Origin of the sequence: Ensifer sp. LC11 (assembly GCF_001695835.1) — a bacterium.
GTDB lineage: Bacteria > Pseudomonadota > Alphaproteobacteria > Rhizobiales > Rhizobiaceae > Ensifer.
The window spans coordinates 237,713-250,810 of the sequence record NZ_MBSO01000012.1 but is presented as its reverse complement, the minus strand read 5'-3'; the positions used below and the strand labels follow the sequence as shown (position 1 = coordinate 250,810).

Genomic DNA, 13,098 nt, shown 5'->3' with positions numbered 1-13,098 from the left:
CTCACACTTTCTCCTGCAATTTTTTGTCGAGCCGCTTCACCGCATCGAAGAGAACGGCAGCGCCGAGCGCGATATCGTCGTTGTCGGCCCATTCCTCGGGCGCATGCGAACGCCCGCCGAGGCAGGGAATGAAGACCATCGCCGAGCGGGTGATGCGCCCCATCCAGGCGGTGTCGTGGCCGGCGCCGGACGCCATGCGCCGGTGCTTGGCGCCGATAGCGTCGCAGCTTTCTTCCAGCGTCGAAAGCAGCAGCGTATCTCCCGGCGTCGGGTGGTTGTCCGAGAGCACATTGGCGGGCGCAATCGTCACGCCAGATGCCTCGGCGAGGCCCTGACAAAGCGACGCGAGCGTCGCGAGAAACCGCTCCATCTGCGGCCGCAGTTCGGCGCGCGCGTCAATCAGCAGCCGCACGCGCGATGGCACCACATTGGCCGCGTTCGGCTCGATCGAGAACTCGCCGACGGTCGCAGTGAAGTGCCCGTCGCCGCGTGAAAATTCCGTTGCCAGCCGCTCAATTTCCAACACCAGCCGGGAGGCTGCGACCAGAGCATCACGCCGATGCCCCATCGGCGTCGTACCGGCGTGATCGGCCTGTCCCTCGACGATGATCTCGATGCGGGTGATGCCGGCGATGGCGGTGACGACGCCGACGTCGAGCCGCCCCGTCTCCAGCACCGGCCCCTGCTCGATGTGCAGTTCCAGGAAGGCCTTGATGTCGGAGCGCTTCGACCCCGAAAGCCGCGAGGGGTCACCGCCCACTTCGACGATGCCCTGCCGCAAACTCAGCTCGCCCTGCGTGCGGTTCAGCCAGCCATCCGGCAGCACGCCCGCCATGCCACGGCTGCCGACGCAGGAAACGCCGAAGATCGACACTTCCTCGGCGAGGAAATCGACGATTTCCAGATCATGGTCGAGCTCGATGCCGTTGTCGGAAAGCGCCCGCGCCACTTCGAGCGCCGCCGCTACGCCGGCGATACCATCGAAACGGCCGCCATCGGGCACCGTGTCGGAGTGGGAACCGAGCATGATCGTGCCGAGCGCCGATTTCCGTCCCTTACGACGGCCGATCAGATTGCCGGCGGCGTCGATCCGGGTCTCAAGCCCTGCGGCACGAAAGCGCCGGTCGAGAAAGGCGCGCCCTTCGAGGAAGAGCGGCGTGAAAGCGCGCCGCGTGTAAGGCCGGTCGGGCTCGGTAATGCCCCCCAAACCGTTGACGATGCCGGCGATGCGGCTGGCGTTCACGGGCAGATTGGCCGGAACCTTGTGTGCGGTCTTGCTCATCACGCCTCCCGCAGCGCCAGGGTCGGAAGCGGTCGGACGAACTGGCCGACACCCGGTTCAGCCAGCACCGTGCGACCATCAAAGGCAAGCCTGCCACGCAAATAGGTAGCGGACACCCGCCAGGGCAGCCTGATACCGTTATAGGGCGACCAGCCGACAACGTTGTGACCGCTGGCGGCCGCATCATAAACATAGGGCTCCGGCGTCATGACGATGATGTCGGCATCCTTGCCGACTTCCAGCGCGCCCTTCTGGTGGTCGAGGCGGAAATGCCGGGCCGGGTTCAGCGTCATCAGTTCGGCAGCTCGCGTCAATGGGATGCCGCGCTCCAGCGCGCCCTTGACGAAGAGCGGCACCATGACTTCGAGCCCCGGCACGCCCGAGGCATTGGCCAGCATATCAGGATTGGTCTTGCGGTCCTCCGACCAGCTCACATGATCGGTCGAAACCATCGTTACCGTGCCGTCGGCCACATGGCGCCAGAGCTTTTCCACCTCGGCGCGCGGCCGGATCGGCGGGTTGATCTTCGCCTTGCCGCCGAGCCGGCGGACGTCGTTTTCCTCGTCGAGCGTCAGATAGTGGATGCAGCACTCGATGGTCGCGGCGTGCCCTTGGGCGCGGTAGGCGGCAGCAATCTCGTAACCGCGCCCGAGCGAGCAGTGCACCACATGTGCCGGGCAGCCTGTGGCAGCGCCCGTCTCGTAGATCTGGTTGGTGGCCAGCAGCTCCGTCAGCGGCGGGCGCGACAGCCCGTGGGCGCGGTAGTCGGTGATCCCTGCGGCCTTCACCTTGTCGATCGCGGCGCGCACCGCCTCATCGTCCTCATTGTGGACGCCGGCTGTAAGCCCGCTCAGTGCGATCGCGCGGAAACAGTCTTCGAGAAGGGCCGCCGGAATGCGGGGAAAGCGCTTCGGATCGGTGCCGAAGGTGGAGAACTTGAAGGCGGCGACACCGGCCTCGACCATCTCGCCGATGCGCGCCGGCCCCTCCTCGGGATCGACGGTGCCGTAGAGCGCGAAATCGACGCGCGCCTGCGGCCCCGCATGGTCGATCTTGCGGCGCAGCGCCTCGGCCGAGCAGACGAGATTGCCCTCGTCATAGGGCATGTCGACGATGGTGGTGACGCCGCCGGCGGCCGCCGAGCGCGTCGACCAGATGAAATCCTCCTGGTTTTTCTGCGACAGCGAATGCACCTGCGCATCGACAGCGCCGGGCAGGATCAGCGCATTGCCGAGATCATGCCGTTCACGCGCAGCCGGTGCAGCGCCCTGCCCGACATGCACCACCTTGCCGTCGCGAACCGCCACATGGCCGCCCTCGACGATCCGGTGCGGGAGAACAACGGTGCCTTTCAGAACGAGATCGAAATCGGACATGCTGCTCTCCTCGTTGTGTCACTTGCCGAGTGCAAAGAAGTCGTCGAACTCCGGCATCGGCGCCGTCGCGACGAAGGATCGCAACAGGTCGTGGCAAGTGAAGGCATCCTGCAGCGCCTCGATCTCCTTCGAGAGCGGCCGGTCCTTGAGATAAACAGGGCTGACCGAGCGGGTCTGGTCGTAGGCGCGCCTGACGATGCCCTGCGGCTGGTCGCCGACGAGATCGATCGCCTGCGACGACAGCATCGCCTCGATCGCGGCAAGCTGGCGCAGATCCCGCACCTGCGTTTCCATGCGCTCGACGATCAGCGGCAGGAAGGTCGCTTCCTCTTCGAGGCCACCGGCGACCACGATCGACTGGGCCGAGAGTGGCACAGCGAGCGACTGAACGCGCATGTAGAGCTCGACCGCGAGTTTCATCAGCGGGCCGAGCCCGGTCGCCACTTCCCCCGGCGCCACGAGATTGACCGAGAGATTGCGGCGCCCTCCGTTCGACAGGAGGATGCAGCGGTTCAGCACATTGCGCGCCGCATGGGAAAAGGCGATCTGCGCCGCCTCGATATAGAGCGTCGTGGTCAGCGGCAGCGATGCACCGGAGGAATGCACCTGTCCGCCGATCACGACCGGATTGTCATCGGAAAGATAGGTCGCCTCTACCAGCCGCCCGGCAGCGACCATCAGTGTGTCGACGACGGCGCCGAAGACCTGGGCGGTCATGCGCAGGCTCAAGGGATCATGGATTGCCGTCGGCACCGGCCAGTCGGCGACGCCGGACTGGCCATAGAGCCAGGAACCGACCAGCGCCTCGCCGCGCGTCGAGAGCGTTGCCGCCACCCGCCACGGATCGGCCGAAGCGCCAAGCGCCAGGGAAGACATGACGCCGGTGACGAGCAGCACGCGGATCGCGGATGCCGCCTCACGCAGAACATTGGCGGCTGCGGCGAAAGCGATAGCGTTGACGCTGAGGGCCGCCAGCGCGTCGCGCGGCTGCATGACGAAGGGTTTCAGGCCGGCCTCGCTGAGCGCCGTTTCCGCCGAAACGAGACGCCCCTGATAATAGGCCTCGCCGACGCCGGTCAGCACCGAGGCGATCTGCCCCATCAGGCCGATATCGGCACAGCCCATCGAACCGTGCCGGCGCACCGCCGGAATGATGTCGGCCGCAAGCAGGGACAAAAACGCCCGGATCAGATCCGGGCTGCAGCCGGTATGGCCGCGCATGGCGGTGTTGACACGGATGGCGATCGCCATGCGCACGATCGCCGGCGCGAAGAACTCGCCGGTACCGAAGTGATGAGCCCTGACCAAAGCGTTGTTGAATTCGGCAAGGTCGTCGGCCGTCCAGAGCCGATCCTTCATCGAGCCGACGCCGGTGTTGGAGCCATAGACGGGCAACCCCATCGCCACACGCTCGGCAACCACCTTGTGGGCGGCGGCCACCCGCTCCATGCCGCCATCATCGGCCACCGGCCGTGCCCTTCCCGCCCCGATATCCTCGAGTGTCGCGAAGTCCAGAGGTTTCCCGCAGAGAACGATGGTTTTGACCTGATGCAACATGCCGATAGATACCTTTCCGCGCCGGGCTCGCTTCGGTTTCGAGGCGGTGCGCGGATGCTCTGATGTCTCGCAACCGCCGCTCGAAAACGCTGCAGTGCTGGATGCATGCTATGCGCTTATCGCACATCCATGCTATATCCCAAATCTGGAACGGGTGATGCCGAATTCAGAACGCAGAAAATGCGTGTACGGCCTTCGGGGATCATGGAATGGATTTGGCGACGATCGTGCTCGTGGACGCAGTGCTTGGCGAAGGCGGCATTCGCCGCGCCGCAGCCCTTTGCGGGCGCGCGCCTTCGAGCGTCAGCGCCGCTGTCAAACGCTTCGAACAGGCGATTTCCATGTCACTCTTCCGACGGGAAGAGACCATGCTGGTGCTGACACTCGAAGCCCGCGCGCGTGCGACCGACGTTCGAGAGGCAACGGCAACGATCACCGCCATCCTCACAGCTGTGGGCAGGGAGGCGACCGATCCCGCTCCGCCCATCGGTCTCGTCGCGCTCGATCGCTTCGTGCGCATCGCCCGCTCCGGCAGCATTCGCGCCACGGCAAAAGCGCTCGGTCTCGGCCAGCCGCAGCTGACACGGCAAATGGCCGACCTGGAACGCCATCTCGGCAGCCGCCTGTTCGAGCGCTCTCATGGCGGCGTTCTCACCACGGCAACCGCTGAGCGGATCATTCCGTTGGTCGAGGCCCTGCTCGATATCTGGGCGCGGCTGACACACGCCTCGGCCGATCGCTTCCGCCGCGACGCCGCCACCTGGCGGCTCGGCGCCGTCATGCCGCTTGGACCCGAAAGCGAGATCGCCCGCATGCTGGCGGCGCTGACGGCGAACTGGCAACGCACCCGCCCGCGGCAGCCGCTCTACACATCCAGCACCACGGCGGATGAACTTTTGGCGGGCCTTAGAAGCCGGCGGTTCGACGCCGCCCTGCTCGATGTCGCCGAGATCCCCTTGGATTGCGACGGCCGGCTGGTGTCGCAGATGCCGCTGGCGCTGGCAGGCCCCGCGTCCGCCCTTTCCGCTTTCGCAGGTGATCTGCCAAGGCTGCTCGCCGCCTGCCCGATCGCGGTACCAAGCGTCAGGAGCGGATTGCGCCGCGAGACCGCCCGCTTCCTCGATGACACGCTGGATGAGGCAGAGCGGCGGCGCGTCGCCCTCGTCGAAGTCGATTCCATTCCTGTAATCATCAACCTCGTCGCCGAGCACGGCTATCTCTCGGTACTACCGGAATCCTCGCTCGCAAGGATGCATCGGCCCCCGGCGATGATCCGGCTTGGCCCCGCCTACCGGCAATCCCTCACGCTCGTCTGGCCGCGTGGCGCTTTCGCCGGCGAGATCGGCGAGCTGATGATTTCGATGATGAAGAGGAGCGCGCCGGTCTGACGCTTTGCCGTGTCATGCGTTACGCGACGCCAAGACTTTGTATTCGGCTGCACCTCTTGCCCTCATTCCTGTGCTTGTCACAGGAATCCAGTCGACGCGCGTCGGCGTGTCGGAAAGACTCTTTTCAGCCCAAGGACTTGGGCTGGCTGGATTCCTGTGACAAGCACAGGAATGAGGGAGAAGAAGCCATCGTGAACTAAAGCAGGCTCCGTACATGACGTGCCAGCTCGGAACCTTTCCGCCGTGTACGGCCGCAGAATCAGTTCGTGATCATCCGCCGCCAAACGCCTGAAACGACTCTGAAAATTCTCGCTTGAATCAAAACATGAAGTGCGCGCTCAGCTCTTCAGCTTCAGCCGCCTCCTCGTCTCGCTCGGGCTTTCGCGATAATGCGCCCGGTAGCTGCGCGAAAACGAGGACGACGAATTGAAGCCGGAGATCGCGGCAATGTCGGCAAACTCGAGGCGCGTCTCGATCACCTTGCGCCGCGCCGCATTGAGGCGCAGCGCCAGGTAATGCTCGTGCGGCGCGACCCCCATCGTGTCGCGAAAGAGGTCCTGCAGATGCCGCGTGCTGACGCCGATGCGGCGGGCGAGCCGGACGAGCGTCAGGGGCGCTTCCACCGTTTCCTCCATAAGCTTGACCGCGGCGCCGACGCGCGGATCGAGGATGCGCATGTTGCCGATCGCCGGCATCTGCAGGAGATCGCCGCGGGTGCGCTCCTGCTCGTAGATGAAGAGGCGCGACACTTCGAGCGCCAGCGAATAGCCATGCGCGCGGCGGATCAGCTCCAGCATCAGGTCGAGCGTCGGCAGCGAGCCGCCTGTCGTGATGCGTTTGCCGTCGATGACGAAGCGCTCGCGCACCATCGTCACCTGCGGATAGCTGGTGGTGAAATCCTCGAAATCCTCCCAGTGGGTGGTGGCGCTGAAGTTGTCGAGCAGGCTGGTCTCGGCAAGCAGCCAGGAGCCGGATTCGATGCCCGCCATCAGTTCACGATGCCTCGCCGTCTGCGACAGGAACATCTTCAGCTGCGAGGTGGCGCTGCGCTGCCAGTTGTAGCTTGAGAGGATGAAGAGCGGCGATGTCTCGCGCTGCGGCCGGAAGGCGCCTGAAACCGGGATCGGTATGCCGCTCTTCGTTTCGATCGGCGCGCCGTCAGGGCTGTAGATCGTCCAGTCGTAGAGCGGCCGCCCGGCGATGCGGTTGGCCGCACGCATCGGCTCGATGACGGAGGCAACGAGGATCAGATTGGTCTCCGGCAGCACCAGGATATCGACGTGCTGCACCTGCGAAACGTTCTGATCCATGCCCAAACTTCCCCGCCGTGTTGCCGATAATGTATAGGATGAAGCCGATAATGAAAAGCAGCGCGGTCTTTCTTGGCTCGTAATGAGGTCAATAAAAGGGAGACAGCAATGCCGCTCAGCATGAACCGCGAGGTATTCATCACCTGTGCCGTCACCGGCTCGGGAGACACCGTTTCGAAGTCCAGCCATGTTCCGATCACCCCGAAACAGATCGCCGCAGCGGCGGTCGAGGCGGCCAAGGCTGGTGCCGCTGTGGTCCACTGCCACGTCCGCGATCCGGAGACCGGCGCACCTTCGCGCAGGCTCGATCTTTACCGGGAAGTCACGGACCGCATTCGCTCCGCCGATGTCGACATGGTGCTGAACCTGACCGCCGGCATGGGCGGCGACCTTATCTTCGGCAATGTCGAAAGTCCGCTCCCGCTCAGCGAGAAAGGCACCGACATGGCCGGCGCCACCGAGCGCGTCGCGCATGTGGCCGAGTGCCTGCCGGAGATCTGCACGCTCGACTGCGGCACCATGAACTTCTCGCTCGGCGACTATGTCATGACCAACACGCCGTCGATGCTGCGCGAGATGGCCCGCCAGATGACAGCACTCGGCGTGCGCCCCGAGATCGAAGCCTTCGATACCGGCCACCTCTGGTTTGCCAAGCAACTGGTCGAGGAAGGCCTGATCGAGGATCCGGTACTGATCCAGCTCTGCATGGGAATCCCATGGGGCGCGCCCGACGACCTCAACACCTTCATGGCGATGGTCAACAACGTTCCCGCCAACTGGACCTTCTCGGCCTTCTCCATCGGCCGCAACGCGCTTGCCTATCCGGCAGCGGCGATCCTTGCCGGCGGCAACGTCCGCGTCGGCCTCGAAGACAACCTCTACATCGGCAAGGGCCAGCTCGCCACCAACGGCCAGCTCGTCGAAAAGGCTGTCGGTGTCATCGAGGGCATGGGCGCCAAGATCATCGGGCCGAAAGAGGTCCGCGAGAAACTGAAGCTGACGAAACGCTGATCAAGGACAGGACACCATGAGCTTTATCACCAAAGCAGCCTGTGTCGGCGGCGGCGTCATTGGCGGCGCCTGGGTGGCGCGCTTCGCGCTCGCCGGCATCGACGTAAAGATCTTCGACCCGCATCCGGAAGCCGAGCGCATCATCGGCGAGGTCATGGCCAATGCCGAGCGCGCCTATGCGATGCTGACGATGGCGCCGCTGCCGCCGAAGGGAAAACTCACCTTCTGCAAGAGCATCGAGGAAGCGGTCAAAGACGCTGATTGGATTCAGGAAAGCGTGCCGGAGCGGCTGGAGCTGAAGCGCGGCGTCATCACCAAGATCGATGCGGCTTCGCGGCCGGATGCGCTGATCGGCTCGTCCACTTCGGGCCTGCTGCCCTCCGATCTGCAGTCCGAAATGCACCACCCCGAGCGCATGTTCGTGGCGCATCCTTACAACCCCGTCTACCTGCTGCCGCTCGTCGAACTGGTCGGCGGCAAGAAGACGACGAAGGCGACGATCGAGCGCGCCATGTTGGGCGTCGAGCAGATCGGCATGAAGGGCGTCGTCATCGCCAAGGAGATCGAGGCTTTCGTCGGCGACCGCCTGCTCGAAGCGCTGTGGCGCGAGGCGCTCTGGCTGATCCAGGACGACATCTGCGATACCGAGACACTCGACAATGTCATGCGCTATTCCTTCGGCATGCGCTGGGCGCAGATGGGCCTGTTCGAGACCTATCGCATCGCCGGCGGTGAAGCCGGCATGCGCCACTTCCTCGCCCAGTTCGGCCCCTGCCTCAAATGGCCCTGGACGAAGTTCACCGATGTCGTTGATCTCGACGATGCGCTCGTCGAAAAGATCGGCGCCCAGTCGGACGCCCAGGCCGCCGGCCGCTCGATCCGCGAACTCGAACGCATCCGCGACGAAAACCTCGTCGGCATCATGCATGCGCTGAAATCAGGCAATGGCGGCGAAGGCTGGGGTGCCGGCAAGCTGCTAGCCGATTTCGAAGCCAAGCTCTGGGCCAACGCCAAGAAGCCGGAGGCCGACCTCGGCGACGTAAAGCCGCTGCGCATTGTCGACACCAAGGTGAGTGCTGCCTGGGTCGACTACAACGGCCACATGACCGAGCACCGCTATCTCCAGGTCTTCGGCGACACCACCGACGGCTTGCTTCGCCTGATCGGCGTCGATCTCGATTATGTGCGCGACGGCCACAGCTACTATACCGTCGAGACCCACATCCGGAACCTCGGCGAGGCCAAGCTCGGCGACGCGCTCTATTCGACCTGCCAGGTGCTCTCCTCCGACGAGAAGCGCCTGCACATCTTCTCGACGATCTACAACGCCGCGACCAACGAGGCGGTGGCGACCGCCGAACAGATGGCACTGCACGTGGACAGCAAGGCCGGCAAGGCCGTCGCCGCCCCGGCACACGTGCTGAGTAAGCTTGCCGCCATTGCCGAAGCGCATGCGCAGCTGCCGACGCCGGAAGGCGTCGGACGCTTCGTCGGCCAGAAGCGCGCCTGACCGCAAAGCGGCAGGCCATCGATAGGCAGCTTCGCCCACCGGCGAAGCTGCAAACCGCAGCCGAGGGACGCTTGAGGAGGCGGCCTTCGTTTGCGGAACCGACGTCAGCGGCGCGAAAACGAGGGGAACAACACAATGAATTTCGCACTGACCGAAGAACAGCAGATGATCGTCGATACGGTCAGGAGCTTCGTCGAAACGGAAATCTATCCGCATGAGGACGAGGTCGAGCGCACCGGCGTGGTGCCGCGCGAGCTTGGCCAGGAAATCGCCCGCAAGTGCAAGGAGATCGGTTTCTTCGGCTGCAATTTTCCGGAAGAAGTCGGCGGCGCCGGCCTCGACCACACCTCGTTCACGCTGGTCGAGCGCGAGCTTGGCCGCGGCTCGATGGGCCTGACGGTCTTCTTCGGCCGCCCCTCGGGCATCCTGATGGCCTGCAATGCCGAGCAGCGCGAGAAGTACCTGCTGCCCGCGGTCAAGGGCGACAAGTTCGACGCCCTCGCCATGACCGAGCCGGACGCCGGCTCCGACGTGCGCGGCATGAAGTGTTTTGCCCGCAAGGACGGCGACGACTGGATCGTCAACGGCACCAAGCATTTCATCAGCCATGCCGACATCGCCGATTTCGTCATCGTCTTCATCGCAACCGGTGAAGAGGACACGCCGCGCGGGCCGAAGAAGAAGATCACCTGTTTCCTCGTCGACCGCGGCACGCCCGGCTTCGAGATCCGCAAGGGCTACAACTCCGTTTCGCACCGCGGCTACAACAACTGCATCCTGACCTTCGACGACTGCCGCCTGCCTTCGTCCCAAATCCTCGGCGAAGTGCACAAGGGTTTTGATGTCGCCAATGACTGGCTGTTCGCCACAAGGCTGACTGTGGCCGCCACCTCCGTCGGCCGGGCCCGCCGCGCCTTCGACTACGCGCTGAACTATGCGGCCGACCGCAAACAGTTCGGCAAGCCGATCGGCGCCAACCAGGGCGTTTCCTTCAAGCTCGCCGACATGATCACCGAGATCGACGCCGCCGACCTCCTGACGCTGTCAGCCGCTTGGCGGCTCGACAACGGCCTGCCGTCAAACCGCGAAATCGCCTCGGCCAAGGTCTTTGCCACCGAAATGCTCGCCCGCGTCACCGACGAGGCAATCCAGATCTTCGGCGGCATGGGCCTGATGGACGACCTGCCGCTCGCCCGCTTCTGGCGCGACGCCCGCGTCGAACGCATCTGGGACGGCACGTCGGAAATCCAGCGCCACATCATCAGCCGCGACCTGCTCAGGCCGCTGGGAGCGTGACGGGATGAAGGTCGAAGTTCCGGTGCTTACCCCCCTCTGCCCTGCCGGGCATCTCCCCCACAAGGGGGGAGATCGGCCAGGATTACCCGCCCTGCCCCTCCCGACCATTCAGCTTTCCATTGATCGGCCCATAGATCGGCTTGTCGCGACGCGCCGCTTCCGCTCGCAGATGGCCCAACGTCATTCGACGGCCGATGCTTGGCGACCACTGCGCCCCATCCAATCTCCCCCCTTGTGGGGGAGATGCCCGGCAGGGCAGAGGGGGGTATCCCCCGTAGCCTCGACGCGCGCCGTCGCGGGAGGCGCCGCATGACCCGCTCCCTCGACCGCCTGATCCGCCCGCGCACCATCGCCGTCTTCGGCGGCAAGGAAGCCCGGCGTGTCATCGAACAATGCGACAAGATGGGGTTTTCCGGCGAGATCTGGCCGGTGCACCCGCGCGAGGCCGAGATTCTTGGCCGCAAATGTTACCGCTCGGTGGCGGAACTGCCCGCGGCGCCGGATGCCTCCTTCGTCGGCGTCAACCGACAGCTGACCATCGACATCATCCGCGATCTCGCGAGCCGCGGTGCCGGCGGCGCCGTCTGCTATGCCTCGGGCTTCCGCGAGGCGGCAAGCGAGCTTGACGACGGCAACGACATGCAGGAGGCACTGGTTGCGGCCGCCGGCGACATGCCGATCGTCGGGCCCAACTGCTACGGCTTCATCAATATGCTCGACGGTGCCCTGCTCTGGCCAGACCAGCACGGCATGCAACGCGTCGAAAAGGGCGTCGCCGTCCTGACACAATCCTCCAACATCGCCTGCAACATCTCGATGCAGACGCGCGGCCTGCCGCTCGCCTATGTCATGACCGCCGGCAACCAGGCGCAGACGGGGCTTTCCGACATCGCCTGCGCCGTGCTCGAAGATCCACGCGTCACCGCCGTCGGCCTGCATATCGAAGGCTTCGACAGCATTGCCGCGCTCGAGCGGCTGGCAACCCGCGCCCGCGAACTCGGCAAGCCTGTCGTGACGCTCAAGGTCGGAAAATCCGAAGCCGCGCAGCTTGCGACCGTTTCGCACACCGCCTCGCTTGCCGGCAACGACCGCGTCTCCTCCGCCCTTCTTGCCCGCCTCGGCATCGGCCGCGTCGACACGCTGCCGGCGCTCTTGGAAACGCTGAAGCTCCTGCATGTCGCAGGCCCGCTTGACAGCAACGAGATCTCGTCGATGAGCTGCTCCGGCGGCGAAGCTTCGCTGATGGCTGACGCCGGCGAACGTTACCGGGTGAACTACCGGGCGCTGCGCGACGAACAGAAGAAGCCGCTCAAGGACGCGCTCGGCGAGATGGTGACGATCGCCAACCCGCTCGACTACCACACCTTTGTCTGGGGCAACCGCGAGAAGCAGACCACCGCCTTTACCGCCATGATGAAGGGCGGCTATGCGATCAATCTGCTCGTGCTCGATTTCCCGCGGCTCGACCGCTGCGACGCCACCGACTGGGAAACCACCTGCCACGCGGTGATCGACGCCGCGAGGGCGACCGGCGCCCGCGCCGGCATCGTTGCCAGCCTCGGCGAGAACATGCCGGAGGCAACCGCGCTCTTCCTGATGAAGGCCGGCGTCGTGCCCTTCTTCGGCATAGAAGAGGCATTGGCGGCGATCGAGACGGCCGCCGGCATTGGTGCTGCCTGGGCCAAGCCCGCCCCGCCCCGCCTGCTCGATGGCCTTGGCGCCGGTACCGGCGAAGCCATCACGCTCAGCGAACACGAGGCGAAGATGGAGCTTGCCGCCGCCGGCCTCAACGTGCCTGAAGGCAGGACCGCTGCGACCGCCGAGGAGGCCGCAGCCGCCGCCGAGGCACTCGGGTTCCCGGTCGTGCTCAAGGGTCTTGGCGTTGCCCACAAGACTGAAGCGGGCGCGGTGAAGCTCAACCTCGCAAATACCCAGGAGGTCTTTGCCGCAGCGAAGGCCATGACCGCGGTCGCCTCGGGTTTTCTGGTCGAGAAGATGGTGGCAAAACCCGTCGCCGAGCTGATCATCGGCGCCATGCGCGACCCCGTGGCCGGTCCGGTGCTGACGATCGGTGCCGGCGGCATCCTGGTGGAACTGCTCGATGATTCCGCTATCCTGACGCTGCCGACGACGCCGGACGCGATCCGCGAGACCATCGGCGGCTTGAAGATCCGCAAGCTGCTCGACGGCTATCGCGGCGCGCCTGCCGCCGATGACGCAGCATTGATCGAGGCTGTCGCGGCAGCGGCATCCTATGTCGTTGCAAACGCTTCGAAACTCGAAGAACTCGATATCAATCCTTTGATGGTGTTGCCCGATGGCCAGGGAGCCGTTGCCGCTGACGCCCTCATTCGCCGGAGGAATTGAC

Annotated in this window: 9 protein-coding genes; 5 read left to right on the top strand and 4 right to left on the bottom strand. The window is 65.0% G+C overall.

Annotated features, from left to right (window positions below; translation table 11 throughout):
* Position 1: 1 nt before the first annotated feature.
* The 3 genes from BBX50_RS09905 to BBX50_RS09895 are packed head-to-tail and all read right to left on the bottom strand — an operon-like array spanning position 2 to position 4,215.
* Entirely contained in the window at positions 2–1,282 is a 1,281-nt protein-coding gene (locus tag BBX50_RS09905; RefSeq protein WP_065775133.1) for a Zn-dependent hydrolase, read from the bottom strand.
* Positions 1,282–2,658 (bottom strand): amidohydrolase family protein, encoded by a 1,377-nt coding sequence (locus tag BBX50_RS09900; protein ID WP_065775132.1) that lies wholly within the window; start codon positions 2,656–2,658, stop codon positions 1,282–1,284. Before BBX50_RS09900 ends, BBX50_RS09905 begins: the two co-directional genes overlap by 1 nt.
* Positions 2,659–2,676: 18 nt before the next feature.
* Entirely contained in the window at positions 2,677–4,215 is a 1,539-nt protein-coding gene (locus tag BBX50_RS09895) for an aromatic amino acid lyase (protein WP_065775131.1), read from the bottom strand.
* A gap of 209 nt (positions 4,216–4,424) precedes the next feature.
* Here BBX50_RS09895 and BBX50_RS09890 point away from each other — a divergent pair, with 209 nt between their 5' ends.
* Entirely contained in the window at positions 4,425–5,603 is a 1,179-nt protein-coding gene (locus BBX50_RS09890) for a LysR family transcriptional regulator (RefSeq protein ID WP_065775130.1), read from the top strand.
* A gap of 338 nt (positions 5,604–5,941) precedes the next feature.
* On the opposite strand, the gene BBX50_RS09885 is transcribed toward BBX50_RS09890, so the two are convergent.
* Positions 5,942–6,913 (bottom strand): GlxA family transcriptional regulator, encoded by a 972-nt coding sequence (locus BBX50_RS09885; protein WP_065775129.1) that lies wholly within the window; start codon positions 6,911–6,913, stop codon positions 5,942–5,944.
* Positions 6,914–7,021: 108 nt separating this feature from the next.
* Between BBX50_RS09885 and BBX50_RS09880 the strand changes: the two genes are divergently transcribed.
* The 4 genes from BBX50_RS09880 (at position 7,022) to BBX50_RS09865 (ending at position 13,097) form a co-directional block, all read left to right on the top strand.
* Positions 7,022–7,924, top strand: a complete 903-nt coding sequence (locus BBX50_RS09880) for a 3-keto-5-aminohexanoate cleavage protein (protein WP_065775128.1) — start codon at positions 7,022–7,024, stop codon at positions 7,922–7,924.
* A 16-nt stretch (positions 7,925–7,940) separates the two neighbouring features.
* Entirely contained in the window at positions 7,941–9,434 is a 1,494-nt protein-coding gene (locus BBX50_RS09875) for a carnitine 3-dehydrogenase (RefSeq protein WP_065775127.1), read from the top strand.
* A gap of 135 nt (positions 9,435–9,569) precedes the next feature.
* A complete protein-coding gene (locus tag BBX50_RS09870) occupies positions 9,570–10,730 on the top strand; it encodes an acyl-CoA dehydrogenase family protein (protein ID WP_065775126.1) in 1,161 nt (386 codons plus the stop codon).
* Positions 10,731–11,039: 309 nt separating this feature from the next.
* Entirely contained in the window at positions 11,040–13,097 is a 2,058-nt protein-coding gene (locus tag BBX50_RS09865; RefSeq protein WP_065775125.1) for an acetate--CoA ligase family protein, read from the top strand.
* Position 13,098: the final 1 nt, after the last annotated feature.

Excerpts from the sequence above, each read along its gene's own strand:
- BBX50_RS09905 (WP_065775133.1), bottom strand. The coding sequence starts at position 1,282 with ATGAGCAAGACCGCACACAAGGTTCCGGCCAATCTGCCCGTGAACGCC.
- BBX50_RS09900 (WP_065775132.1), bottom strand. The coding sequence starts at position 2,658 with ATGTCCGATTTCGATCTCGTTCTGAAAGGCACCGTTGTTCTCCCGCAC.
- BBX50_RS09895 (WP_065775131.1), bottom strand. The coding sequence starts at position 4,215 with ATGTTGCATCAGGTCAAAACCATCGTTCTCTGCGGGAAACCTCTGGAC.
- BBX50_RS09890 (WP_065775130.1), top strand. The coding sequence starts at position 4,425 with ATGGATTTGGCGACGATCGTGCTCGTGGACGCAGTGCTTGGCGAAGGC.
- BBX50_RS09885 (WP_065775129.1), bottom strand. The coding sequence starts at position 6,913 with ATGGATCAGAACGTTTCGCAGGTGCAGCACGTCGATATCCTGGTGCTG.
- BBX50_RS09880 (WP_065775128.1), top strand. The coding sequence starts at position 7,022 with ATGCCGCTCAGCATGAACCGCGAGGTATTCATCACCTGTGCCGTCACC.
- BBX50_RS09875 (WP_065775127.1), top strand. The coding sequence starts at position 7,941 with ATGAGCTTTATCACCAAAGCAGCCTGTGTCGGCGGCGGCGTCATTGGC.
- BBX50_RS09870 (WP_065775126.1), top strand. The coding sequence starts at position 9,570 with ATGAATTTCGCACTGACCGAAGAACAGCAGATGATCGTCGATACGGTC.
- BBX50_RS09865 (WP_065775125.1), top strand. The coding sequence starts at position 11,040 with ATGACCCGCTCCCTCGACCGCCTGATCCGCCCGCGCACCATCGCCGTC.